Here is a 24407-nt window from a genome sequence, read left to right on the forward strand (position 1 = left end):
TCACCCGCCTTCGAGCAGCGTGCGGACGAGCCGCTCGTCCTTGTCGGACAGGCTCTCCACGAACCGCGCGAGGACGGCGGCGCGGTCGGGCCGGCCGTCCATGGCCTGGTGCATGCGCCGCGCGACCAGGCCCGGCTCGTCGCTCACCGGCGCGTACCGGTAGGCGCGACCGGACTTGCCGCGCACCAGCAGGCCCTTGTCGTGCATGCGGGTCAGGATCGTCACGACGGTGGTGTAGGCGAGGTCGCCGCCGAGGCACTGCCGCACGCCGGCGGGGGTCAGCGGCTCCGCCGCCCGCTGCAGCACGTTCATGATCTCCGACTCCAGGGCGCCCGCCGCCCTGCGCCCGCCGCTCATCGGCGTCCCCCCGCGGGACCCGCCCCCTCGGCGGACTCCGGCACGACGCGCCGCATGGTCAGCGCGCCCGCCGGTGGGCGCCGCGCGAGCCCGCCGGCCGCCGCGGCGGCCCCTGCGGCCCCGCTCCCGGCTGCCCGGGCTGACCCGGCTGGCCGTACTGCCCTGGCTGGCCGGGTTGCCCGTACTGGCCCGGCTGCCCCGGCTGCCCATACTGGTTGGGCTGACCCGGCTGGCCGTACTGGTTGGGCTGGCCGTACTGGTTGGGCTGCTCGTGCTGGTCGGACGGGCCGGGCGTCCGGCCGTGGGAGCCCGTGCTCCGGCGGCGCGCCTTCAGCAGTTCGAGGGCGACGGGGATGAGGGACAGCGCGACGATCACCGCGACGGCGGGCAGCAGGTACTTGTCCACGTCCGGGATCGAGGACCCGAGCAGGTAGCCGCCCAGCACCAGGCCGAGGCTCCACACCAGCCCGCCGACGATCTGCCAGAGGGTGAACACCCGCGTCGGCACGTCCAGGGCGCCGGCCAGCGGGTTCAGGACGGTCCGGACGACGGGGACGAACCGGGCCAGCACGATGGCCTTGCCGTGCCCGTACCGGGCGAGGAACTCCTCCGCGCGCTGCACCCCTTCCAGCAGGTGCCGGTTGCGGCTGCGGGCGAGCAGCGCGCGCCCGCCGCGCCGCCCGATGACGAAGCCCGTCTGCGCGCCGGCCAAGGCGCCGAAGGCCGCGGCGGCCAGCACCGCCGGCAGCGACAGCCGGGTGTCGCCGTGCGAGCTCGCCGTGCACAGCAGGCCCGCGGTGAACAGCAGCGAGTCGCCCGGCAGGAAGAAGCCGATCAGGAGCCCGGTCTCGGCGAACATCACCACGGCGATGCCGATGGCGCCGAAGGCCGCCAGCAGGGATCCCGCGTCCAGCGGGTTCACCGCCGCGGGCAGTGCGCCGAAGGCATCGATCATGGGATCCCCCGTTTCCAGGGACCGGGCCCGCGCCCGGTCCGGCGTCCCCGAAATCTACACGCTCGTAGATGGAGGCCGCGACCGTGTCGCACCGCATGATCATCGCACGGCGGGCCGGGCCGGCGGGCCGGAAACGGGATCCCCGGCCGGATCCTCCCGCCCGGTCCGCCCGCCGGCCGCGCCGCCCAGCCGGGACCGGGCCGCCCGGCGCAGCGCGGGAAGCGCCGCCCGCGCGGGCCATCCGCCGGCGGCGATGCGCAGCGCGAGTTCGCCGGTCTCGGCGACGTAGGCCTCCAGCCGGTCGCCCGCGAGGCGCGTCAGCCGGGGCCGGACGGGCAGGACCAGCCCGCGGTGCGCGGTCCCGTCCGAGGTCAGCCGCACCTCGACGGTGCTCGCGCCCGCGTCCAGCCGCAGCCACAGGCCCCATGACCGGTCGGCGAGCCCGGTCGGGCGGATCGCGGTCTCCGGGACGAACACCGCCTCCCAGGTGATCTCGCCGTCCCGCAGCCGGACGGTCGCGGGCACCTCGAACACCCGGCCCTCGCGGTGCCGGTCGCGGATCTCCAGCACGCCGCCCAGTTCGGTGCCGGGGCCGATCCGGCCGAGTGGATTGACGACGGTCCCGGACACCCGCAGCGCCCGCCCGGCGCGGCACATCCGGGTGACCCGGCCGCCGAGCCGCAGCGCGCCGAGCGGGGCGGTGGCGATGCCCAGGTCGGTGATATCGAGGACGCGGCGCCCCAGCGGGGTGCTCAGGTGGGCGCCCGGCCAGTAGACCCGGCCGTCCCGCTCCACGGGCTCGATCGCCAGCACGGGCTTCCCGGCCCCGCGCGGCGCGTAGTCGGCGGCGGCCATCGCCGCGTCGGCGCGTCCCTCCAGGACCATCAGCGCGGCGATCGCCGGGATGCGGCCGGCCTCCTCGACGAGCGTCTCGTCCAGTTCCGCGAGGTAGGACCGGGCCAGCTCGACGAACGCCTCCCGGTGTCCCGGTTCGCGGCAGCGCAGCTCGCGCAGGCAGCGCGGCAGCACACGGCCGACGAACCGCGCCTCCACGCGCCGCGCGAGCGGCTCCGCGCCCCGGGCGCGCAGCATCGCGCCGGTCCGCCGCAGGATCTCCAGCCGGTCGGCGAAGTCGCCGAGATCGGTGCACGGGAGGGGGCCGGGGCCGGCGAAGCGGTTGTAGGCGCGGTCGGGGACGACCACGATCGCCTTGGCGGCGGCGTAGGCGCGGGCGGTGAACAGCAGGTCCGCGTGGCGCAGCCGATCGAGGAACCGCAGGCCCTCGCGGTCCAGGAAGGCGCGCCGATAGCACTTGCCGGCGGCCACCGCGTCGTCCAGCAGCTCCGGCGCGTCCAGGATCCCGCAGTGCAGCCGCCGCTCCTGGTGCAGCCGTGGGAACCGGGTCCGCTCCCCGTCGCGGGACACCCGGACGCAGCGTCCCGCCACCAGGTCGGCGCCCGCCTGCGCGGCGGCGGTCACCATGGTCTTGCAGGCGTGCGGGTCGAGGGTGTCGCCGCCGTCCAGGAACATCACGTACCTGCCGCGGGCGTAGCGCAGGCCGAGGTTGCGGGCCCGGCCGTCGCCGCCCGACCGCTCCGGCAGGGCGAACGCCCGCACCCGGTCCGAGGCGCCCGCGACCAGCCGCGGCACCGCCCGCGCCGCCGGGCCGCCGCCGGCCTCGCCGACGATCACCACCTCGACGCCGGGCAGCGACTGCTCCAGCGCCGAGCGGACCGCGCGGGCGAGCCGGCGCGGGTCGTCGCGGGCCACCACGACGACGGTCACGTCCGGATCCGGCAGCAATCGGCCCACCTCCTCGCCCCGGCCCGAAGACCGGCGGCCCGACCGGCGGACGCATGAGGCCACTGGCCGGATCGTAGGAGGCGGAGGGTTATCGGAACGTAAGCGCCGCGGCACCCTCCCGCGAACACCGGGCGTCCGGCGGGACGCGGGCCGGACGGTCAGGCGATGCGGCCGACGCCGCCCAGGTACGAGGGGACGGTGAAATCGGGCGGTGTCTCGTCCCGCCGCCAGCTCTGCACCGGGACCAGCCCGGGCTCCAGGAGCTCGGTGCCGGTGAGCAGGTTCCCGATCGACGCGCGGCCGCGCAGGGTGAACGACCCGGACGGCGTCCTGGTGTAGACCTGCCCGATCTCCTCGAACGCCTCTCCCGGCCGCTCGCCGGGGAAGGGGTGGGACACGATGAGGTGGCTGCCCGCGGTGCAGCGCTCCCGGAACGCGCCGACGATCGCCGCGGCCTCGGTGTCGTCCGGCACGAACTGCAGCACGGCGCAGAAGACGACGGCGACCGGTTCTGCGAAGTCGATCCGGGACGCGATGTCGGGGTGCTCCAGGACGCTGTCCGGGTCCCGCAGGTCCCCGTCGACGACTCCGGCGGCCGGATTCCCGGCGAGAAGCGCGCGGGCGTGCACCAGGACCATGGGGTCGTTGTCGACGTACACCACGCGCGCGTCGGGCGCGGAGCGCAGTGCCACCTGATGCACGTTCTCCTGCGTGGGCAGCCCCGCGCCGACGTCGATGAACTGGCGGACGCCGGCCTCGGCGGCGGCCTGCACGGCCCGGCCGAGGAAGCCTCGGTTCGCGCGGGCCGCGACCCGGATGTCCGCGCCGCTCTCCCTGCTGGCCGCGATGACCTTCTCCGCCGCGTCCCGGTCGACCTGATAGTTGTCCTTGCCCATCAGGTAGTAGTCGTACATGCGCGCGATGCTGGGGACGGTGGTGTCGACCCCCGCCGGCGCCTGCTCGGGACCGCTCACCGGCCACCGCCTTCCGCTCGTGCCCTGTGCGAGCACCCTATAGTCGTCAGCCCTCTCACTCCGCCCGAGACGAACGATCTCCCGGGAGCGCGGGACGGCGCCCACCCGGCCTCCGATAGCGTCGCGTCCATGCGGCTTCATGTGGGATGCGCGATGTGGGCGCACACGCCGTGGCAGGGCCGTTTCCTGCCTCATCCGCTCTCTGCGGGCGAGCGTCTGCGCGCGTACGCGACGTGGTGCAACGCGGTCGAGGGCAACACGACGTTCTACGCGACCCCCACGCCCGCGACCGTGGGGTCGTGGGCGCAGCAGACCGCTCCGGACTTCCGCTTCCTGCTCAAGCTGCCGAAGACGATCACGCATGAGCGCCGGCTCGCGGACGCCGGCGAGGACCTGCGGTCGTTCCTGGCGGCGGTCGAGCCGCTCGGCCCGCGCGTCCACGCCCTCTGGGTGCAGCTGCCGGGCTCGTTCGGCCCGAACGACCTCGGCGCGCTCGCGGCGTTCCTGCGCCGCCTGCCGCCCGCCCACCGGTACGCCGCCGAGGTCCGGCACCGCGCGTTCTTCGAGGACCCGCGCTGCGCGCGCGACCTCGAACGCGTCCTCGGCCAGGTCGGGGCGGAGTGGGTGCCGTTCGACACCACCGTCCTGTTCCGGAGCCCGCCGACCAGCGACGCCGAGCGGGACGCGTGGACGAAGAAGCCGCGCGTCCCGCGCCGGGCGCCCGCCCTCACCGACCGCCCGGTCGTCCGCTATCTCGGCCGGGACGACACCGACCGCACGGTGGAAGGCTGGCGGCCGTGGGCGGAGAAGGTCGCCGGCTGGCTGCGGGAGGGACGCTCGCCGACGGTGTTCGTCCACACCCCCGACAACGCCGAGGCACTGCCCCTGGCGCGCCGCTTCCACGACGACGTGCGGGCCCTCGTCCCCGAACTCGAACCGCTCCCCGACCCCCTCCCGGCCGAGCCCCCGACCCTCTTCTAGAGGCGGACGGCGGGTCAGGGCGCGACGAGGCGCTCCGAGAGCGTCCAGAGCCGGTCGGCGTGCTCGGGGTCCAGCGCGTAGGGCAGGTAGTGGCCGCTCGGCGGGTCGCCGTCCCCGGTCCACGGCTCGGCGATCGCGCAATCGTCGAGGTACCGGCCTCCCACGCCTTCCAGCTCCGGTGCGACCGCCGCCCAGACGGAGGTGGCCGCGCCCTGCGCAGGCGTCTTCCAACCGGGCGGTTGGACCGGGTTCCCGAACTCGTCCGCCCAGCCCATCTCCTGCAGCCGGTCCAGCGTCATGTGGCGTTGCAGCCCCGTCATGATGCCGCCCGGCATCACGGCGTTGCAGGTGATGCCCTCCCCCGCGAAGCGCGCGGTCAGGCCGACCGCGAACAGGGCGTTGGCCGTCTTCGACTGCCCGTAGGCGATCCACGGGTCGTACGGGCGGCGCTCGAAGTTGGGGTCGTCGAAGTCGATGTCGCTCCGGCGGTGCGCGCGCGACGACAGCGACACCACCCGCGCCGTGCCCGCCGCGCACAGCGCGGGCAGCAGGCCCGTCGTGAACGCGAAGTGGCCGAGGTGGTTGGTGCCGAACTGCGACTCGAACCCGTCGGCGGTGCGGGTCAGCGGCGTCGCCATGATCCCGGCGTTGGCGACCAGGATGTGCAGCGGCCGGCCGGTCGCCACGTGCCGTTCCGTGCACTGCCTGACGGACTGCAGCGAGCCGAGGTCGAGCGGCCGGAACACGACCAGCTCGTTGCCCGTCTCCTTGCGCAGCAGCTCCGCAGTCCGCTCCCCGTTGTCGGGATTCCTGCCTGCCAGCACGACGCGCGCGCCCGCCGCGGCCAGGGCGCGGGCGGTCTCGGCGCCGAGGCCGGACGCTCCGCCGGTCACGATCGCCTCCTTGCCGGTCAGGTCGTGGCCGGCGACCACGTCAGCGGCGGTCGAGGACGCTCCGTAGGTCATCGCATTCTCCTCGAATCGGTGATGCCACGAGGCTCCCGCAGCGGCGCGGCGCCGCGTCAGGGCGCGCTGTTCCTGGCAGTGACGGGGCTACCCACGCCGCCGCGGCGCCTGCGAGACTCGACGGGTGGACAGGTCGAACGGGCTCGGCGGCTTCCTGCGGGCCCGCCGCGGGCGGCTGCGGCCGTCCGACGTCGGGCTCCCCGAGGGGACGGGCCTCCGCCGCATCCCCGGGCTGCGGCGCGAGGAGCTGGCCGCGCTGTCCGGGGTGAGCATCGACTACTACATCCGGCTGGAACAGGGCAAGGAGACCAACCCGAGCAACGCCGTGCTCGACGCCCTCGCCCGCGCGCTGAGGCTGGACGAGGAGGAGCACGCCCACCTGTACGCGCTCGCCAACCACGCGGCGCACCGCACGTTCCCGGCACGGCGCCGCGACGCCCCGGCCGTCCGTCCCGCGATCCGGCTGCTGCTGGACAACCTCCGCCCGTGCCCCGCGTACGCGCTGACCGCCACCAGCGACGTCCTGGCGGGCAACCCGGAGGCGTTCGCGCTGTTCGCGGGCCTCACCGACTGGCCGGAGGACCGCCGCAACACCATCCGGTACGTGTTCCTGCATCCGGCGGCCCGCGGCCTTTTCCCCGACTGGGACCATTCGGCCCGCCGGTGCGTCGCGAACCTGCGCGGCGTCCTGGCCGCCGACCCGCAGGCACCGGGTCTCGACCCCCTGGTGGACGAGCTCATCGCGCGGAGCGCGGAGTTCGCCCGCCTCTGGAACCGCTACGACGTGCGGGACCGGCGCAGCGAGAAGAAGTCCTTCCGCCACCCTGTCGCCGGGGACATGACCCTCGACTACGAGGTGCTGCGGGTCAGCGACACCGGCGTGCGCCTCGCGGTCTACCAGGCCCCGCCCGGCACGCCCGACCACGACGCCCTCACTCTGCTGTCCATGTCGGCGGATCCCGCCGACACCGGCCAGGACCAGCGCCGCGTATGACCGCCTACGACGTCGTCATCGCCGGCGGCGGCCACAACGGGCTGGTCGCCGCCGCCTATCTCGCGCGGGCCGGCCGCCGGGTGCTGGTGCTGGAACGGCTCCCCGGCCTCGGGGGGCTGGCCGTCTCGGCGCGGCCCTTCCCCGGCGTGGAGGCGCGGGTCTCGCGGTACTCCTACCTGGTCAGCCTGCTGCCGACGAAGATCATGCGGGATCTGGGCCTGCCGGTCGAGCTGCGGCGGCGCCGGTTCGCGTCGTACACGCCGTCCGGAGGTACGGGCGTGCTGGTCGACAACGCCGACGACGCCCGCACCGCCGCGTCGTTCGCGTCCGTCACCGGCGACGACCGCGACCTCACCGCATGGCGGCGGTTCTACGGCCTGGCCGGGCACGTCGCGCAGCGGGTCGCGCCGACCTTGCTGGAGCCGCTGCGCGACCGCGGCGCCACGCGCGCGGCGGTCGGCTCCGAGGAGGCGTGGCGGCTGTTCTTCGGGCGTCCGATCGGCGTGGCGGTGGACGATCTGTTCCACCACGACGTGGTGCGCGGGATCGTGCTGACCGACGCGCTGATCGGCACGTTCGCCGATCCGGCGGACCCGTCCCTGCTCGCGAACCGCTGCCTGCTGTACCACGTGATCGGGAACGGCACCGGCGAGTGGAACGTGCCGGTCGGCGGGATGGGCGCGGTGACGGAGGCGCTCGCCGCCACGGCGCGGGCGGCGGGCGCGGAGCTGCGCACCGGCATGGACGTGCTCGCGATCGACCCGTCCTCCGGGGAGGTGACCTTCCGCGGCGAGGACGGCGCCGAGCACACGGTCACCGGGCGCCGGATCCTCGCCGCGCTGCCCCCGGCGGTGCTGTCCCGGCTCCTCGGCGAGACCCCGCACGATCCGCCGGAGGGCTCGCAGCTGAAGGTGAACATGGTCCTCGCCCGGCTGCCCCGGCTGCGCGACCCGTCGGTCCGTCCCGAGGAGGCGTTCGGCGGCACCTTCCACATCAACGAGGGGCGCGACCAGCTCGCCGCCGCCCACGCGCAGGCGGCGGCCGGGACGATCCCGGACCTCCCACCGGCGGAGGTGTACTGCCACTCCCTGACGGACCCGTCGATCCTGGGCGCGGATCTGCGCCGGTCCGGGGCTCACACCCTGACGCTGTTCGGCCTGCACATGCCCGCCCGGCTGTTCCGCTCCGATCCCGCGCGGGCGCGCGACGAGGCGCTGCGCGCGACGCTCGCCTCGTTCGATTCCGTGCTCGCCGAGCCGATCGAGGACTGCCTGCTCCGCGCACCGGACGGCGCGCCGTGCCTGGAGGTGAAGACGCCCGTCGACCTCGAACGCGACGCGGGCCTGCCCGGCGGCCACATCTTCCACCGCGATCTCGCCTGGCCCTACGCGGAGGAGATCGCAGACCGCTGGGGAGTCGAGACGGCCCACCCGCGCCTGTTGCTGTGCGGCGCGGGCGCCCGCCGCGGCGGCGGCGTGAGCGGCATCCCCGGCCACAACGCCGCCCGCGCCGTCCTCGAAGGGCGTTAGATCTGGAGCTGGTCGGCGAGGCGGGCGCGGTGCGCGCTCGGAGGGCCGAACAGCAGCTCGGAACTCTTGGCGCGCTTGTAGTAGAGATGCGCGTCGTGCTCCCAGGTGTAGCCGACGCCTCCGTGGAACTGGACCATGTCCGTCGCCGTCCGGAAGTAGGCGGGTCCGATGTAGGTCTGCGCGAGCGCGGCGGCGGTCGGCAGTTCGGCCACGTCGTGGTCGGCGGTCCAGGCGGCGTAGCGCAGGACGGACTGGGCGAGCTCCCAGGCGCTGTACATGTCGGCGCAGCCATGCTTGACGGCCTGGTAGGAGCCGATGGGGCGGCCGAACTGCACCCGCGCCTTCGCGTAGTCGACGGTCAGCTCCATCGCCCGCCGCATCCCGCCGACCTGCTCGGCGGCGAGCGCGACGGCGGCGCGCCCGGTGACGGTCTCCAGCGCGGCGCCGGGGTCGGCGCAGACCAGCCGGTGGGCGGAAGTGCCGGCGAAGGTGATCCTGGCGAGCCGCCGGGTCGGGTCGAGGCCGGTCAGGGTCGTCCGGGTGACACCGGACGCGCCGCCCTCCACCGCGAACCAGCCGGGCCCGCCGGAGGTCCGCGCGTAGACCAGGACCAGGTCGGCGGAGTCGCCCGCGAGGACCGGGCCCTTGGTGCCGGTCAGCTCCCAGCGGCCGTCGCGCTCGGCCGCCGTGGTGGCGCCGCCCGCGAGGTCCCAGATGCCGTCCTCCGCGGCGGCGACCGTCCCGATCAGGTCGCCGGCGGCCAGCCTCGGCAGGCGGTCGCCGCCGGCGCCGACGTCGTCGAGGGCGAGCAGCACGTCGGTGGCGAGCACCGCCGAGGCCAGGAACGGCGACGGTGTCAGGGCGGCGCCGAGCTCCTCCAGGACCACGGCGCGCTCCACGTTGCCCGCGCCCGCGCCGCCGAACGCCTCCGGCACGACCAGGCCGAGGACGCCGAGGTCGCCGAGGGTGCGCCACAGCGCGCGGTCGAACCCGTCCGCGGAGTCCATCGCGTCGCGGACCGCCGCGCCCGGCGCCCGGTCGGCGAGGACCTTGCGGACGGTCGCCCGCAGCTCCTCCTGCTCGGGGTCCAGTACGAGCCTCATCGGGCGTCCTCCGTCCGCTGCGTGCCGACCTTCAGTTCGCGGAACGGGACGTCCCGGTCCACCTGCGGCTCCTTCGGCAGCCCGAGGATCCGCTCGCCGATGATGCTGCGCTGCACCTCGTTGGTGCCGCCCGCGATGCTCGACGCGGGCGCGGAGTTGATGCCGAGCGCGAGGTCGTCGCCGTGCCGGTCGCCGGGCTCCCACGCGATCGCGCCGGCGCCGGCCAGCTCCCCGGCGGCCTCGATCGCACGGCGCAGCTGGAGGGCGCCGGCGAGCTTGGCGACCGAGCCCCGCGCGCCCGGCGGATGACCCGCCTGGATCTCCTGCCGCATCCGCGCGTTGAACAGCTCCAGGGCGCGCTCGTGCGCGTACAGCCCGGCGAGCCGCTCGCGGTGCGCCGGGACGTCGGTGACGCCCTGCCGGCGGGCCAGGCCGAGCACCGCCTCGAAGCCCAGCGCGCTGCCCCGGGATGGGCGGGCCGAGCCGATCGACACCCGCTCGTGCCCGAGCATGGTGATCGCCGCCTGCCAGCCCCGGCCGACCTCCCCGATGACGGCGTCCGCGGGGATCCGCACGTCGTCGAGGTAGACCTCGTTGAACGGCGCCTTGCCGGACATGTCCTTCAGCGGCCGGACGGTCACGCCCGGCGCGTGCATGTCCACGATGAACATCGTGAGGCCCGCGTGCTTCGGCACGTCGGGGTCGGTGCGGGCGAGCAGGGCGCCGAAGTCGGCCCACTGGGCGTTGGTCGTCCACACCTTCTGCCCGTTCACCACCCAGCCGTCCTCGTCGCGGACGGCCCTCGCCTGCAGGCTCGCCACGTCCGAGCCGGCGCCCGGCTCGGAGAACAGCTGGCACCAGATCTCCTCGCCGCTCAGCAGCTTCGGCAGGTGGCGGCGCTTCTGCTCGGGCGTGCCGAGGTCGACCAGGGTCGGCCCGCACATGCCCATGTTGACGATGAAGGGGTAGGTGGGCAGCTCGTACGCGGCGGCCTCCTCGGCGAAGACCTGCTGCTCGGCCGTGCCGAGGCCCTGCCCGCCCGCCTCCTCCGGCCAGGCGATGCCGGCGAACCCCGCCGCGTACAGCGCCGCCTGGAACCGCTTGGCCTCGCTCAGCTGCTCGGCGGGCGGCAGGCCGGCGACCGGGCCGGGGGCGTTGCCGGCCAGCCATGCGCGCACCCGCGCGCGGTAGTCCTCTGTCATCTCGCTGCCTCCGCTCATCGAATCTCCTGCGCGCGCAGGCCCGCGCGGGCCTTCTCGGCCAGCTCGACGCCCAGGGACGCCCGCTCGCGGGCCTCCGCCAGGTAGCCGTCGTCGGCCATGTGCCCGGCCAGGTAGCGGGCCTGGACGCCGGCGCCGATGCACGACGACCGCCACTGCGCGAACGCCACCCAGTACGGCAGGTCGGACACGTCGCGTCCGGACAATCGCGCGTACCGCTCGGCGAGCGCCTCGCGGGAGGCGAAGCCCGGCACGGTCGTCGGGCCGCGCGGCGCGGCGCCGGCCGGGTCGTCCGGCTCCTGCCACGTCGACAGCAGGTAGCCGAGGTCGGCAAGGGCGTCGCCGGACGTCGCCAGCTCCCAGTCGAACACCGCCAGGACCGTCCCGTCCGGGCCGAACGCGAGGTTCCCCGCCCGGTAGTCGCCGTGCACGATCCCGGTGCCCTGCGGCGGGATGCGCGCGGCGAGCAGGTCGTGCACCTCGTCCAGCAGCGGCAGGTACGCGGCGCCCGACTCGTGCGCCTGGTGCCGCCAGCGCCGCAGCTGCCGCTCGGCGAACCCGGTGCGGCGCACCATGTCACCTAGGCCGGCCTCGTGCGGGTCGATGGCGTGCAACGCGACGAGGACCCGGACGAGGCTCTCGCACGCGTTCTTCTTCGCCTCGGGGCTCAGCCTTTCGGCGGCGTCGCGGTCGGCGAGGACGATCCCGTCCACGAACCCCATCACGTAGAAGGGCGCGCCGGTGACGGCGGCGTCGTCACAGAAGGCCAGTGGCTGCGCGACGGGGACGTCCGTCCCGGCCATCGCCGAGATGAACCGCCATTCCCGGCCCATGTCGTGCGCGGTCTCGAGGACGCCTCCCATCGGCGGCCGGCGCAGCGCGTAGCCGGCGCCGGCGGCGTCGGTGACCCGGTAGGTGAGGTTCGACCGCCCGCCCGACACGAGTCCGAACGCGACCGGCCCGGTCAGCCGCTCGACGTGGGAGGCCAGCCACTCCCCGACCCGGTCGGCGTCGATCCCCGGCGGGCCGGGGACGGCCGCGCGCCCGTCCCGCATCGGCCTCAGCCCTTCCCCTCGCCGGTACGGATCCGGTTCGGGCCGGCGAAGCCGAACAGGTAGCCGGCGACCTTGCGCATCTGGACCTCCTCGGCGCCCTCGGTGATCCGGTAGCGGCGGTGGTGCCGGTAGATGTGCTCGAACGGGGTGTGCCGGGTGTAGCCGAGGCCGCCGTGCACCTGCATCGCCCGGTCCGCCGCCTCGCACACGAACCGGTTCGCGCGGTAGTTGCACATCGACACCTTGTCGCTGATCTCCAGGTGCGGGAGCCGGTCCAGCTCCCAGGCCGTCTTGCGGACGAGCCCGCGCAGCATCTCCGCCTCGGTCTGCAGCTCCACCAGCGGCCACTGGATCGCCTGCCGGGTGGCCAGCGGCTGCCCGAACGTCACCCGCTCCCGCGCGTACGCGACGCTGCGGTCGATGCAGTACTGCCCCGCGCCGACCCCGGACGCCGCCTGCCGGATCCGGTTCTCGTGCACGAACGTCTGCGCGACCGCGAGCCCCTCCCCCTCGGCGCCGAACACCGCCGAATCCGGGACCCGCACGTCGCGGATGGTCACCTCGGCGTGGTCGGTGGGCATGTTCAGCGTCCACCAGTGGAAGTCGACCGAGAACCCGGGGGCGTCGGTGGGGACGAAGAACGCGGTGATGCCCCGCGCGTCGCCCGGCTTGCCGGAGGTGCGGGCGAACACCACGTCGTGGGTCGCCGAGTGCATGCCGGAGTTGAAGCGCTTGGCGCCGTTGAGGACCCAGTCGCCGCCGTCGCGCACGGCGGTGGTCTCCATCCACGTCGCGTCGCTGCCGTGGTCCGGTTCGGTGAGCCCGAAGCCGATGCGCTTCTCGCGGGCGAGCATCGGCTGCATGAACTCCTCCTTCTGCTCGTCCGTCCCGAACTCCAGGAGCATGTGCGCGAACGGGAAGTTCCCCACGACCGACGACTCGTTCTGCAGGTCGTTGTGCAGGCCGAGGCCCCGGTGCGCGAGGTGCTCGCGGATCACCGCCATGTCCAGGTTCGTGCCGTCCGAGCCGCCGAGCGACTCCGGCAGGCCGTAGCGGAGCCAGCCGGCCGCGTCGGCGCGCCGGAACATCTCGCCGAGCAGCTCCTCCCACTCGGGCCGCGGCACCCCGCCGTTCTCGAAGTCGGTGCGCGCGTACTCGCGGCGGTGGTCGAAGAACCGCTCGTTGTCGTCCTGCGCCTGCAGCGGCGCGATCTCCCGGTCGATGAACGCGTCGAGATCGGCCAGGAGCCGGGTCAGCTCCGCAGGCAGCTCGAAGTCCACTCACCCTCCCTAACGCTTGCTCAGGCCAGCTTGGCACCGGGGGCGGCTTCCGGGGAAGCCGCCGCCGCTCAGCCGATCTTGGTTTCCTGCGACGCCCAGTACGGGTCGCGCAGCTGCCGCTTGAGCGCCTTGCCCGACGGGTTGCGCGGCACCTCGGCGATCCGGTCGTACCCGCGCGGCACCTTGTAGGACGCGAGGTGCTCGCGGCAGAACACGTCCAGGTCCGCGTCGGAGGCCTCGGAGCCCGGGTGCGGCACGATCGCGGCGTGCACGGACTCGCCCCACTCCTGCGACGGGACACCGAAGACGGCGGCGTCCGCGATCGCGGGGTGCGCGGTCAGCACGGCCTCGATCTCGGCCGGGTAGATGTTCACCCCGCCCGAGATGATCATGTCGGTGCGGCGGTCGCAGATGTAGTAGAAGCCCTCCTCGTCGCGGTAGGCGATGTCGCCGACCGTCAGCCACTCGCCGAGCCTGGCGTCCTCGAACTTGCGGTCCGCCTTGTAGTAGGCGTCGAACGTCGCCTTGCTGCGCACGTACAGGTCGCCGGGCACGTGCGGCTCCTCGACGCGCTCGCCCTTGTCGTCGAACAGCGCGATGTCGATGCCGGGGGCGGGACGGCCGCAGCTCCCCGGCTTCCGCATCTGGTCCTCGGGCCGCAGGATCGTGTCCACGCCCAGCTCCGTCGACCCGTACACCTCGAAGAGCGACCCGTCACCGATCTTCTCGACATAACGGCGCTTCAGCTCGAAGGGCCACGGCGCCGCGTTGGCGATGAACCGCCGCAGCGACGACAGGTCGCGGGCGGCGATCACCTCGTCCGGCAGGTCCAGCACGCGCCGGATCGGGGTCGGCGCGGAGAACGTGGCGGTCACCTTGTGCTCCTCGACCAGCTCCAGCCAGCGCTCGGGGTCGAAGTCGCGCATCACCACGACGGTCCCGCCCATCTGCTGGACGATCAGCATGAAGCTCATCGGGCCGGAGTGGTACAGCGGCCCGGTCGTCAGGTAGACGTCGCCGGGCTGGTAGCCGATCTCGGTGACCAGGCCGATGACGATCTCCGGGTCGGGTTGCCCGCGCACCACGCCCTTCGGCTTGCCGGTCGTCCCGGACGTGTAGAACATCGCGGTGCCGGCGGCCGGGTCGTCGCCGGCGGCCGGCGGTTCGGTGTCCGGGCTCGCCGCGGCGCCCGCGTCCAGGTCGGACGCCCAGTCCGGCACCTGCCCGGTCCCGCGCCGGAACGCCAGCCAGCTCCCGACGCCCTCGACCTCGCGTGCCGCGAGCTCCAGCTGCGGCGCCTGCTCGACGTCGAACAGCACCACCGCGCTGTCGGCGTTCGCGACGACGTAGGACGCCTCCTCCGGGCTCAGCCGGTAGTTCAGCGGGACGCCGACCGCGCCGGCCTTGCGCAGCGCGGCGATCAGCGCGACGACCTCGGTACTGTTGCGCCCGCACCAGGTGACCTTGGTGCCGGCCCGGACACCGAGGCTCACCAGCACGTTGGCGTAGCGGTTGACCAGCGCGTTGAACGCGGCGTAGCTCAGCCGCCGGTCCCCCTCGATGAGCGCGGTCTTGGACGGGTGCGCGGCGGTCAGCGCCGCCAGCGGATCGGGGACGGGTGCGGTCACGGTGTCACACTCCCGGTAGCCGGCTGGGATGGCATTGAACGAATGTACGTTGGAATGCAGGCGGAATCCAGAGGAGGATCTTCGTGGCCGACGACGCAGGCGCCGCGCCGCAGCGCGCGTCCCGGGGGCGCGGGACCCCGGCCCACCGCACGACCGCCGACGTCACGCCCACGTCGAGCGACGCGCTGTCGCTGCCGACCGACACCCCGGGGACCCGCATCCTCATCGCGGCCGCCGTCGAGACGATGTCGGAGAAGGGCTACAACGGCACGTCGGTCCGCGACATCGCCGACCGCGCCGGGATGAGCCCGGCCGTGCTCTACCACTACTTCGGCTCCAAGCACGACCTGCTCGTGGCGATCATGCACCGGACCATCGACCACCTCATCGAGCGGTGCGCGGCCGTCCTGGACGACGGCCCGCCGGGCCCCGCCCGGCGGCTGCGCCGGCTCGTCCGCGAGCACGTCCTCGTGCACACCGAGCTGCGCCGCGAGGCCGTGCTCGGCGTCGGCGAGATGCACAGCATCGAGGAGCGCGAGCGGGCGCTGCTCATCGCCAAGCGCGACCGGCACGAGCGGTTGTTCCACCGGGTCGTCGACGACGGCGTGGCGTCCGGCGCGTTCGGCACGCCCTATCCCGCCGAGGCCGTGCGCGGCATCCTCACGATGGCGACGGGCGTGTCGGTGTGGTTCCGCGAGGACGGCCCGCTCGCCGCCGCCGAGGTCGCCGACCGCTTCGGCCGCCTCGCCCTGGCCCTGGTGGAGGCCGACGCCAGCGGGTGATCCCGCCCGTCAGCTCGCGAAGCGGGTCGTGCGGCGGACCTTGTCGAGCGAGGCGAGGATCGTGTCGAGGCGCCGCGGGGTCGGGTCGGCGACGTACTCCAGGACGGCGTGGTCGAACGCCGCGGCCATCACCGTCGGCATCGAGTCCGAGCCGTCGAAGCGCACCGTCGTCGCGCTCGCCAGCGTCTGCGCGATCCGCCGGGACAGCGGATCGGGGTAGTCCTTCGGCGGGACCGACCGGTTGAGCGAGAACGCGCCGCTTCCCGGCCGCTCGATCCACGTCTCCTGCGCCTTGGCCGTGGTCAGGTACGCGACGAGCTTGCGGGCGGCCGGGGTGTCGCGGAACATGCCGAGCAGGTCGCCGCCGATCTCCACCGCCTGCCCGCCCGGGAACGGCAGGAAGTCGTAGTCGCGTCCCGCCTGCGGCCGGCCGGGGTTCTGGCCGTAGAAGGAGGTGATGAACGATCCCGCGTGGTCGAACAGGCAGCCGGGCGGGCTGGTGAACATCGGCGCGCCGGCCTTGCCGTATCCGGTGAGCAGGACGGCGTCCGTGCCGGAGCGGGTGCCGGCGACGATCGAGCCGAACTTCTGCCAGGCCTTGCGGACCGGGTCGGAGGTCCACGCGAGCGTTCCCGCCACCCACTGGTCGTAGACGGCCGGGCCGGACTCGTGCAGCAGGACGTCCTCGATCCAGTCGGTGCCCGGCCAGCCGGAGTTGGAGGTGTCGGCGAGCCCGAGGCACCAGGGCTTGGACGCGGCACCGGACGCGATCTTCGCCAGGTCGTCGAACGACCCGATCGGCTGCGCCAGCCGCCCGCGCGTCTGCGCGGGCAGGGTGCGCGGGTCGTACCAGATCAGGCCCTTCACGGCCGCCTTGACGACGATGCCGTAGGGGCGGCGGGCACCGCCCGGGCCGGTGGCGCTCGTCAGGTCGCCGCCGATGCCCTCCGCGGTGCCGGCGACCGGCTTCAGCTCGCCAGCGGCGGCGTAGGTGCGCAGGTCGCCGGGGTTGGCGAGGACGGCGGTGTCGGGCGGCGTGCCGTCGTGCAGCTCGCTGGCGAGGACGGCGCGCGCGTCGCGGGTCCCGGTGTAGTCGACGTGGATGCCGCTGCTCTTCTCGAAGCCGGACAGCATCGCCCGGAACGCCTCGCCCTCGGCGCCCGTCCACGAGCCGAGCACCGTGACGCTGTCGCCGGACCCGGCTCCGCCGCAGGACACGGTGGTGAACGCGCAGAGCAGGAGGAGCGCTGCCAGCAGTCGCACGGTCAACTCCTGTACTCGCGGAGGCGGAGCCACACGCCGAGCGCGGCGAGGACCGCCACCGCCAGGGAGAGCAGCGGCAGCCCGGCGTCCAGGCCCCGCGTGTCGGTGGCGTCGGACAGTTTCGCCTCCAGGGGGCGCTGCGCCTTGTCGGACGCGACGATGTCCAGGCCGCCGTCCTGCGGGGCGGCACGCCCCGCGCGGAGCGCCCCGGCCCCGGCGTCGGCGCTGTGGATCTGCGCCCGCATCGTCCGGTCGAAGGCGGGCAGCCCCGAGTCGGACGCGCCGGCGAAGGCGTGGTCGACGTGCAGGAACGTCGCGGACGTCCAGACGATCAGCCCCGCCAGCACGACGCACGCGGCGGCCAGCGGCGGGTTGACCAGCCGCCGGAACCGCCGCGCCATCGACACCTGCGCGTAGCCGAGCACGGCGAGCAGGGCCACGCCGATCGCGGCGGCACCGGCCACGAGGCCGCCGCCGGTCCAGACGGAATGGCGCTCGCCGGAGATGCCGTTCAGGTCCCGCTGGGCGATCTCGTCGATCCGCGACAGCAGCCCGCCGTCGCCGTGCAGCATGTCGGAGGCGTAGCTGAGATAGGCGTATCCGAGCTTTTCGAGCCCTTCCCGATAGGTGGCGTCGGCCTGTTCGACCAGCCCCTGGTAGGTGACGACCTGCGCGTTCACGGCGCGCAGCAGATCGCGCCCGGCGTTGCCACCGAAATCGAGTTCGGCGAGATGCGCCAGATTGTCGCTGGCCGTCGTCAGATCGTCCCGGAACTGCTGACCGGGCCCGATGAGCTGCGCCGCGCCGGAGCGGAAGCTCTGCCACGCGGCCCGGTCGGCGTCCGACAGCGCGGCGTGCGCGGTGCGGGCGCTGACGTAGGCGGGGGCGCCGCCGTCCTGCACCGACGACACCGCCGACCGGCTCCCCACCAGCACCGCCGTCGCCGCGAGCCAGGACAGCACCGCCAGCCCGACGGCCGCGGCGAGCACCGTCCACAGCCAGCGCGGCGTGCTCCACCGCCTCGGGACCGCCCGGGCGGCCAGCGCTACCGACACGCCGGCCATGGTAATCGGCGGGCCTTTCCGGATTCCTTTCAATTACGGGAGAAAAGCCGCTCCCGCAGGCCGGAAAAGTGGCCGGTTCAGGACAGTGCCGCGGCCGTCGGCGCAGCTCATTCCGTTTCGTAGGCGAGATTCGGGCGCAGCCAGCGCTCGATTTCGGGAAGGGCGAGCCCGCGCCGCGCCGCGTAGTCCTCGGTCTGGTCGCGGCCGATCCGCCCGACGGTGAAGTACCGCGCGGACGGGTGGGCGAAGATCAGCCCGCTGACGCTGGCGGCGGGGGTCATCGCGTACGACTCGGTCAGCCCCATGCCGAGCCGGTCCGCGCCGAGCAGGTCGAACAGGTCCTTCTTCTCGCTGTGGTCGGGGCTCGCCGGGTAGCCGAGCGCGGGGCGGATGCCGCGGAACCGCTCGGCGTGCAGGTCCTCCAGCTTCGGGTCGGCGTCCGGCTCGAACCAGTCGCGCCGCGCCTGCAGGTGGACGTACTCGGCGAACGCCTCGGCGAGCCGGTCCGCCAGCGCCTTCACCATGATCGACCGGTAGTCGTCGTTGTCGGCCTCGAACTGCGCGGCCAGGTCCTCAGCGCCGAGCACGGTCACCGCGAACCCGCCGAGGTGGTCGCCGGCCGGGGCGATGTAGTCGGCCAGGGACCGGTTCGGCCGGCCCTCCGGCTTGGCGGTCTGCTGCCGCAGCATCGGGAAGCGGGTTTCGCCCGAGTCGAGGACGATGTCGTCGCCCTCGGAGTGCGCGGGCCAGAACGCGTAGGCGCCGCGGGCGCGCAGCAGCCCGTCCGCGATGATCTTGTCGAGGAGGCCGTTGCCGTCGTCGAACAGCTCCCGCGCGACCGGCTGGTCGAGGATCGCCGGGTACTTGCCCTTCAGCTCCCAGGCGAGGAAGAAGAACTGCCAGTCGATCATCGCGCGCAGCTCGTCCAGGTCCGGCTCGACGGTGCGCACCCCGGTGAAGGCGGGGACGGGGAGGTCGTCGAAGGACACCGCCTCCCGGTTCGCGCGGGCCTTCCCGATCGTCAGCATCGGGGCGCGCTGCTTGCGCTCGTGCTGCTCGCGCAGCCGCTGCTGCTCCTCGGCGTTGGAGATCGCCAGCGCGCTCGCGCGCTCGGGGTCGAGCAGGTTCGACACCACGCCGACGACGCGGGACGCGTCCAGCACATGCACGGTGGTCTGGTCGTAGACGGGCGCGATCCGCACCGCGGTGTGCTGGCGGGACGTGGTGGCGCCGCCGATCAGCAGCGGCAGCTTCATCCCGCGGCGCTGCATCTCGGTCGCGACCGACACCATCTCGTCCAGCGAGGGGGTGATCAGCCCGGACAGCCCGACGGCGTCGGCGCCCTCCGCGATCGCGGTGTCGAGGATCTTCGCGGCGGGCACCATCACGCCGAGGTCGATGACGTCGTAGTTGTTGCAGCCGAGGACGACGCCGACGATGTTCTTGCCGATGTCGTGCACGTCGCCCTTGACCGTCGCCAGGACGATCTTGCCCTGGCCGCGCTCGGCCTCGACGCGGCCCTCGGCCAGCGCCTTCTCCTTCTCGGCCTCCATGAACGGCTCCAGGTAGGCGACCGAGCGCTTCATCGCGCGGGCGCTCTTGACCACCTGCGGCAGGAACATCTTGCCGGAGCCGAACAGGTCGCCGACGATCTTCATCCCGTCCATCAGCGGGCCCTCGATCACGTCCAGCGGACGCGGGAGCTGCTGCCGGGCCTCCTCGGTGTCCTCCTCGATGAAGTCGACGATCCCGTGGACCAGGGCATGCGACAGCCGCTGCTCCACCGGCGCGTCCCGCCAGGACAGGTCGACCTCGCGCTGCGTGCCCTTGCCCTTGACGTTCTCGGCGAACGACACGAGCCGGTCCGTCGCGTCCGGGCGCCGGTCGAACAGCACGTCCTCGACGAGTTCGAGCAGCTCGGCGGGGATGTCCTCGTAGACGGCGAGCTGGCCAGCGTTGACGATGCCCATGTCCAGCCCGGCCTTCACCGCGTGGAACAGGAACGCCGAGTGCATCGCCTCGCGGACGATGTCGTTGCCGCGGAAGGAGAACGACAGGTTGGAGATGCCGCCGCTGGTGCGCGCGCCGGGGCAGCGCTCCTTGATCCGCGGGAGCGCGTCGATGAACGCCCTGGCGTACCCGTTGTGCTCGGCGATGCCGGTCGCGACGGCGAGCACGTTCGGGTCGAAGATGATGTCCTCGGCCGCGAACCCGGCCTTCTGCGTGAGCAGGTCGTAGGCGCGGCCGCAGATCGCCACCTTGCGGTCGGCGGTGTCGGCCTGGCCCCGCTCGTCGAACGCCATGACGACGACGCCGGCGCCGAAGTCGCGGATCCGGCGGGCCTGCTCCAGGAAGGGCTCCTCGCCCTCCTTGAGGCTGATCGAGTTGACGACGCCCTTGCCCTGGACGGTCTTCAGCCCGGCCTCCAGCACGCTCCACCGCGAGCTGTCGACCATGATCGGGATGCGGGCCACCTCGGGCTCGGTCGCGATCAGGTTGAGGAACGTCGTCATCTCCCGCTCGCTGTCGAGCAGGTCGGCGTCCATGTTGACGTCGAGGAGGTTCGCGCCGCCGCGCACCTGCTCCAGCGCCACGTCCACGGCCGCCTGGTGGTCGCCCGCCTCGATCAGCTTGCGGAACCGCTTGGAGCCGGTGACGTTCGTCCGCTCGCCGATCATGACGAAGCCGGTGTCGCGGCCGATCTGGAACGGCTCCAGGCCGCTGTAGCGGGTCGCCTTGCCGGGCGCGGCGACCTCGCGCGGCGCCGTGCCGCGGACCGACTCGGCGATGCGGGCGATGTGCGCCGGGCCCGTCCCGCAGCAGCCGCCGACGGCGTTGACCATGCCGGACGCGGCGAAGTCGCCGAGCTTCACGCCCATCTCGTCCGGCGTCTGGTCGTAGCCGCCGAACGCGTTCGGGAGCCCCGCGTTGGGGTGGCAGGCGGTGTAGGTGCCGGCGATGCGCGCGAGCTCCTCCACGTGCGGGCGCATCTCCTCGGCGCCCAGCGAGCAGTTCACGCCGACGACCAGCGGCTCGGCGTGCTCGATCGACCGCCAGAACGCCTCGACGGTCTGCCCGGACAGCGTCCGGCCGGACAGGTCGACGATCGTGACGGAGATCCACAGCGGCAGTTCGGGGGCGACCTCGCGGGCCGCGGCGATCGCGGCCTTCGCGTTGAGGGTGTCGAAGATCGTCTCGATCAGCAGCAGGTCGACGCCACCCTCGGCCAGGCCCGCGATCTGCTCCGCGTAGGAGGCCTTGACCTGGTCGAACGTGACCGCGCGGTAGGCCGGGTCCTCGACCCGGGGCGACAGCGACAGGGTCACGTTGAGGGGGCCGACGGACCCGGCGACGAACCGGTTCCCGTACGCGTCGGCGGCCTGCCGGGCGAGGCGGGCGCCCTGCACGTTCATCTCGCGGACCAGGCCCTCCAGCCCGTAGTCGGCCTGGCCGATGCTGGTCGCGGTGAAGGTGTTGGTCGTGGTGATGTCGGCGCCGGCGTCCAGGTACTGCCGGTGGACGTCCAGGATCACGTCCGGGCGGGTGAGGTTCAGCAGGTCGGGGTCGCCGGTGACGTCCTTCTCGTGGTCGCCGCCGATGCGGTCGCCGCGGTAGTCGTCGGGGGTGAGCCCGGCGCCCTGGAGCATCGTGCCCCACGCCCCGTCGAGCACCACGACCCGCTCGCCCAGAAGCCCGCGCAGCTCTTCGGTCCTGCCCACCAGCCACCTCCCGTGTCGTTGGGAGGCGCCCTTGCGTGTACCGGTCTGCGAGCCGAGCGTGGCGGACGCGCGCGTCCGTTGCAGCGCCTCTCGGCCCGGTTCCGAGGTTACCGAATGGACCCGGCGCCTGTGAAACTCCCATCCCTTTTTCCCGTTCAGTCCCAGGTGGTGGGGCGGGCGCGGTCAGGCGCGGCCGCAGGCCCGGCGCAGCGCGGCGGCGAACGCGCCCGGGTCGAAGGACGGCAGCACGGCGGCGAGATGGCCGTCCGGCCGGACGAGGTGGACGGTGTCGGGACCGGCGTCCAGCGCCGTGCGCAGGACCCCGGTGGTGTCGATCACGTCCAGGGCGTGGACCGCGACGGGGACGCCGGCCGCCGGCTCCCGGATCCGGGCGCACCGCTCCCCGCCAGCGGCCAAGGCGACGAACCCGGTGCCGAACAGGCGGCGCAGCCGGGTCTCGCGTCCGTCGACGACGCAGGGGCCGTCGGGGCAGAGGACGCCGGGCAGCGGCGGCCGGACGGCCCCGGCGGCACGCGGGAACCCGTCGACCGGCCCGGACGGGGTGGTCAGCGGCGAGTCCAGGTACCAGTACGGTTCGGCGAGCCTCCCCGAGTCGATCAGGGTGCGGGCGGCCGGATCGGTGAGCGCGGCCTCCAGCGTGGTCAGCCGCTGGCCCCTCTCCTCGGGGGTCTGCGGGACGAGGAACTCCATGGTGCGGGTCGTCACCGCCGGGTTCTCGTGCGCCGCCGCGCGCCGTTCGGCGTCGTAGCTCGCGAGCAGGCGCTCGGAGCCGTGGCCGCGGCGGACGAACGCGATCTTCCAGGCGAGGTTCTCGGCGTCCTGCACGCCGGAGTTCAGCCCGCGCGCCCCGAACGGCGCGTACAGGTGGGCCGCATCCCCCGCCAGGAGCACCCGGTCGCGGTGGAACGTCTCGGCGCACCGCTGGTGGAACCGGTACACCGACGCCCACACGATCTCGTAGGGGGCGTCCCCGGTGATCTTCCGGATGCGGTCGTCCAGCGCCCCGGAGGCGCGCTCGGCCTCGAAGTCGTAGCCCGCGGGCATCTGCCAGTCGATCCGCCAGGTCCGGTCGGGGCACTGGTGCACCAGGACCTGCCGTCCGGGGTTCCATTCGGGGTCGAAGTAGAACCGGCGCTCGTTCGGGAACGGCAGGTCGGCGCGGATGTCGCAGATCAGGAACCGGTCGTCGAACGAGCGGCCGGGGAACCGGACGCCGAGCAGCCGGCGGACCGCGCTGTGCGGCCCGTCCGCCCCGACCAGGTGGCTTCCGGCGACGGTGATCTCGCCGTCCGGGCCGTTCGCGCGGACCTGGACGCCGTCGGCGTCCTGGTGGAGGCCGGTGACGCGGTGCCCGTACCGGACGTCCACCAGCGGTTCGGCGTCCGCCAGCTCGCGCAGGTACCGCTCGACCTCGGCCTGCGAGATGTTGATCCACGGCGGGACGTCGCTGCGCCCCGAGTCCGGGAACGTCACCGCGAACAGTTCGGTGCCGCGGTAGTAGGTCCGGCCCGTCGTCCAGGTGACCCCGCGCGCGATCATCCGCTCCGCGCAGCCGGCACGGTCCAGCACGTCCAGGACGTCGCGCTGGAAGCAGATCGCCTTGGACCCGATCGGTTCGCAGCGGTCCGCGGCCTCCAGGACGGTCGCGGGCACGCCCGACCGCGCCAGCAGCAGCGCGGCGACCAGCCCCACCGGCCCGGCGCCGGCCACGACGACCGGCTCGGCGGGTCCGGCGTCAGCCCTGGAGCTCATCCCAGACGGCCCGGTCGCGCTCGGCGGTCCAGATGGCGGGACGCCCGATGCCGGACAGCTCGTCCCACAGCCGGGACACGTCGAACGGCAGGCAGTGCTCGAAGATCGGCCACCGCCCGTACTCCGGCTCCAGCTCCGCGTGGACCGCCTCGAACGCCTCCTTCAGCGTCCCGACGCGCCCCTGCACGGCCGTCACCTCACGGATCATCACCCGCAGGAAGTGCCGGGTCTGCCCGATCGCCGCGTCCACCGCCTCCCGGCCGGCCGCCACCCCGCCGCGTCCGCCCACCAGCGCCTCAGCGCGCAGCGCCGCCACCCGGTCCAGCGTCCCCGACGCCCACTCGCGGTGGAAGGCGTCCCCGGTGTACAGCGCCGCCTGCGCCTCCACCAGATCACCGGCGAACAGCACCTTCTGCCTCGGCAGCCACGCCACGATGTCGCCCTCGGTGTGCCCGCGCCCGCAGTACCGCAGCACCAGCTCGCCCCGGTCGCCGCCCAGCTGGATGGTGAACCGGTCGCTGAACGTCGCGGTCGGCCACGTCAGGCCCGGGATCGACTCCGGCTCCCTGAACAGCCGCGGCATCCGCCCCAACTCCGACTCCCAGTCCTGCCTCCCGCGCTCGGCGACCAGCTCGCGCGTCTTCTCGTGCGCCACGATCACGTCCGCGCCGAACGCGCTCGCGCCCAGCACCCGCACCGCGTGGTAATGCGACAACACCAGATAGCGGACGGGCTTGTCGGTGTGCTCGCGCAGGATCGACAGCCACTCGCGCGCCGCGACCGGCGTCGCCAGCGCCTCGAAGCACACGACGAAATCCTCGCCCTCGACCGCGCCGACGTTCGGATCCCCCTCCGCCGTCAGCGCGTACACCCCGTCCGCGAGCACCTCCAGGCTCCGCTCCTTGTCCGTCAGATCGGCCGACGACGCGAACGGTTTCATCCCAGGCGCCTCCCTTGCGGTC

At 73.8% G+C, this 24407-nt stretch carries 19 protein-coding genes and 1 riboswitch; of the genes, 4 read left to right on the plus strand and 15 right to left on the minus strand.

Annotated elements, in window-relative coordinates; genetic code table 11:
• The 4 genes from ABD296_RS28530 to ABD296_RS28545 form a co-directional block, all read right to left on the minus strand.
• A complete protein-coding gene (locus ABD296_RS28530; RefSeq protein WP_344273720.1) occupies positions 1-357 on the minus strand; it encodes a BlaI/MecI/CopY family transcriptional regulator in 357 nt (118 codons plus the stop codon).
• A gap of 58 nt (positions 358-415) precedes the next feature.
• Positions 416-1312 carry a DedA family protein gene (locus ABD296_RS28535; RefSeq protein ID WP_344273722.1) on the minus strand — a complete coding sequence of 299 codons (897 nt, stop codon included), beginning with the start codon at positions 1310-1312 and terminating at the stop codon, positions 416-418.
• Positions 1313-1411: 99 nt separating this feature from the next.
• Positions 1412-3115 carry a glycosyltransferase family 2 protein gene (locus ABD296_RS28540; RefSeq protein ID WP_344273725.1) on the minus strand — a complete coding sequence of 568 codons (1704 nt, stop codon included), beginning with the start codon at positions 3113-3115 and terminating at the stop codon, positions 1412-1414.
• A 158-nt stretch (positions 3116-3273) separates the two neighbouring features.
• A complete protein-coding gene (locus ABD296_RS28545; RefSeq protein ID WP_344273728.1) occupies positions 3274-4089 on the minus strand; it encodes an SAM-dependent methyltransferase in 816 nt (271 codons plus the stop codon).
• A 129-nt stretch (positions 4090-4218) separates the two neighbouring features.
• Between ABD296_RS28545 and ABD296_RS28550 the strand changes: the two genes are divergently transcribed.
• The gene (locus tag ABD296_RS28550) at positions 4219-5070 is read left to right on the plus strand and encodes a DUF72 domain-containing protein (protein ID WP_344273731.1); all 852 of its coding nucleotides are present in this window, start codon (positions 4219-4221) and stop codon (positions 5068-5070) included.
• A gap of 14 nt (positions 5071-5084) precedes the next feature.
• Here the strand turns inward: ABD296_RS28550 and ABD296_RS28555 are convergent, their stop codons facing one another.
• Positions 5085-6035, minus strand: coding sequence for an oxidoreductase (locus ABD296_RS28555; RefSeq protein WP_344273734.1), 951 nt, complete (start codon positions 6033-6035; stop codon positions 5085-5087).
• A gap of 124 nt (positions 6036-6159) precedes the next feature.
• On the opposite strand from ABD296_RS28555, the gene ABD296_RS28560 reads away from it, so the two are divergent.
• Both ABD296_RS28560 and ABD296_RS28565 read left to right on the plus strand, forming a co-directional pair.
• A complete protein-coding gene (locus ABD296_RS28560; protein WP_344273737.1) occupies positions 6160-7029 on the plus strand; it encodes a helix-turn-helix transcriptional regulator in 870 nt (289 codons plus the stop codon).
• The gene (locus ABD296_RS28565) at positions 7026-8558 is read left to right on the plus strand and encodes a phytoene desaturase family protein (protein ID WP_344273740.1); all 1533 of its coding nucleotides are present in this window, start codon (positions 7026-7028) and stop codon (positions 8556-8558) included. The genes ABD296_RS28560 and ABD296_RS28565 overlap by 4 nt, the downstream gene beginning before the upstream one ends.
• Here ABD296_RS28565 and ABD296_RS28570 read toward each other — a convergent pair.
• The 5 genes from ABD296_RS28570 to ABD296_RS28590 form a co-directional block, all read right to left on the minus strand.
• Complete coding sequence (locus ABD296_RS28570) at positions 8555-9661, minus strand: acyl-CoA dehydrogenase family protein (RefSeq protein ID WP_344273743.1); 1107 nt, start codon at positions 9659-9661, stop codon at positions 8555-8557. The genes ABD296_RS28565 and ABD296_RS28570 overlap by 4 nt on opposite strands.
• A complete protein-coding gene (locus tag ABD296_RS28575) occupies positions 9658-10881 on the minus strand; it encodes an acyl-CoA dehydrogenase family protein (protein WP_344273746.1) in 1224 nt (407 codons plus the stop codon). The genes ABD296_RS28570 and ABD296_RS28575 overlap by 4 nt, the downstream gene beginning before the upstream one ends.
• Positions 10878-11936 (minus strand): phosphotransferase family protein, encoded by a 1059-nt coding sequence (locus ABD296_RS28580; protein WP_344273749.1) that lies wholly within the window; start codon positions 11934-11936, stop codon positions 10878-10880. Before ABD296_RS28580 ends, ABD296_RS28575 begins: the two co-directional genes overlap by 4 nt.
• Before the next feature lie 5 nt (positions 11937-11941).
• The gene (locus ABD296_RS28585; RefSeq protein ID WP_344273751.1) at positions 11942-13216 is read right to left on the minus strand and encodes an acyl-CoA dehydrogenase family protein; all 1275 of its coding nucleotides are present in this window, start codon (positions 13214-13216) and stop codon (positions 11942-11944) included.
• Positions 13217-13284: 68 nt separating this feature from the next.
• On the minus strand, positions 13285-14844 hold the full coding sequence (locus ABD296_RS28590) for an AMP-binding protein (RefSeq protein ID WP_344273754.1): 1560 nt from the start codon (positions 14842-14844) through the stop codon (positions 13285-13287).
• Positions 14845-14927: 83 nt separating this feature from the next.
• Here ABD296_RS28590 and ABD296_RS28595 point away from each other — a divergent pair, with 83 nt between their 5' ends.
• On the plus strand, positions 14928-15626 hold the full coding sequence (locus ABD296_RS28595) for a TetR/AcrR family transcriptional regulator (RefSeq protein ID WP_344273757.1): 699 nt from the start codon (positions 14928-14930) through the stop codon (positions 15624-15626).
• A gap of 9 nt (positions 15627-15635) precedes the next feature.
• Here the strand turns inward: ABD296_RS28595 and ABD296_RS28600 are convergent, their stop codons facing one another.
• The 5 genes from ABD296_RS28600 to ABD296_RS28620 all read right to left on the minus strand — a co-directional run bounded on the left by ABD296_RS28600 (position 15636) and on the right by ABD296_RS28620 (position 24385).
• On the minus strand, positions 15636-16889 hold the full coding sequence (locus ABD296_RS28600; RefSeq protein WP_344273760.1) for an ABC transporter substrate-binding protein: 1254 nt from the start codon (positions 16887-16889) through the stop codon (positions 15636-15638).
• A gap of 2 nt (positions 16890-16891) precedes the next feature.
• A complete protein-coding gene (locus ABD296_RS28605) occupies positions 16892-17944 on the minus strand; it encodes a hypothetical protein (protein ID WP_344273762.1) in 1053 nt (350 codons plus the stop codon).
• Positions 17945-18060: 116 nt separating this feature from the next.
• Complete coding sequence (metH, locus tag ABD296_RS28610; RefSeq protein WP_344273765.1) at positions 18061-21672, minus strand: methionine synthase; 3612 nt, start codon at positions 21670-21672, stop codon at positions 18061-18063.
• Between the two features lie 16 nt (positions 21673-21688).
• Positions 21689-21770, minus strand: a riboswitch (S-adenosyl-L-homocysteine riboswitch).
• An 85-nt stretch (positions 21771-21855) separates the two neighbouring features.
• A complete protein-coding gene (locus ABD296_RS28615; protein WP_344273768.1) occupies positions 21856-23445 on the minus strand; it encodes an FAD-dependent monooxygenase in 1590 nt (529 codons plus the stop codon).
• Positions 23429-24385 (minus strand): MBL fold metallo-hydrolase, encoded by a 957-nt coding sequence (locus ABD296_RS28620; protein ID WP_344273771.1) that lies wholly within the window; start codon positions 24383-24385, stop codon positions 23429-23431. Before ABD296_RS28620 ends, ABD296_RS28615 begins: the two co-directional genes overlap by 17 nt.
• Positions 24386-24407 lie beyond the last annotated feature (22 nt).

The organism is Actinomadura napierensis (assembly GCF_039529375.1).
In the GTDB taxonomy this organism is placed as follows: Bacteria; Actinomycetota; Actinomycetes; order Streptosporangiales; family Streptosporangiaceae; genus Spirillospora; species Spirillospora napierensis.

Excerpts from the sequence above, each read along its gene's own strand:
- ABD296_RS28530 (WP_344273720.1), bottom strand. The coding sequence starts at position 357 with ATGAGCGGCGGGCGCAGGGCGGCGGGCGCCCTGGAGTCGGAGATCATG.
- ABD296_RS28535 (WP_344273722.1), bottom strand. The coding sequence starts at position 1,312 with ATGATCGATGCCTTCGGCGCACTGCCCGCGGCGGTGAACCCGCTGGAC.
- ABD296_RS28550 (WP_344273731.1), top strand. The coding sequence starts at position 4,219 with ATGCGGCTTCATGTGGGATGCGCGATGTGGGCGCACACGCCGTGGCAG.
- ABD296_RS28555 (WP_344273734.1), bottom strand. The coding sequence starts at position 6,035 with ATGACCTACGGAGCGTCCTCGACCGCCGCTGACGTGGTCGCCGGCCAC.
- ABD296_RS28565 (WP_344273740.1), top strand. The coding sequence starts at position 7,026 with ATGACCGCCTACGACGTCGTCATCGCCGGCGGCGGCCACAACGGGCTG.
- ABD296_RS28570 (WP_344273743.1), bottom strand. The coding sequence starts at position 9,661 with ATGAGGCTCGTACTGGACCCCGAGCAGGAGGAGCTGCGGGCGACCGTC.
- ABD296_RS28575 (WP_344273746.1), bottom strand. The coding sequence starts at position 10,881 with ATGAGCGGAGGCAGCGAGATGACAGAGGACTACCGCGCGCGGGTGCGC.
- ABD296_RS28580 (WP_344273749.1), bottom strand. The coding sequence starts at position 11,936 with ATGCGGGACGGGCGCGCGGCCGTCCCCGGCCCGCCGGGGATCGACGCC.
- ABD296_RS28615 (WP_344273768.1), bottom strand. The coding sequence starts at position 23,445 with ATGAGCTCCAGGGCTGACGCCGGACCCGCCGAGCCGGTCGTCGTGGCC.
- ABD296_RS28620 (WP_344273771.1), bottom strand. The coding sequence starts at position 24,385 with ATGAAACCGTTCGCGTCGTCGGCCGATCTGACGGACAAGGAGCGGAGC.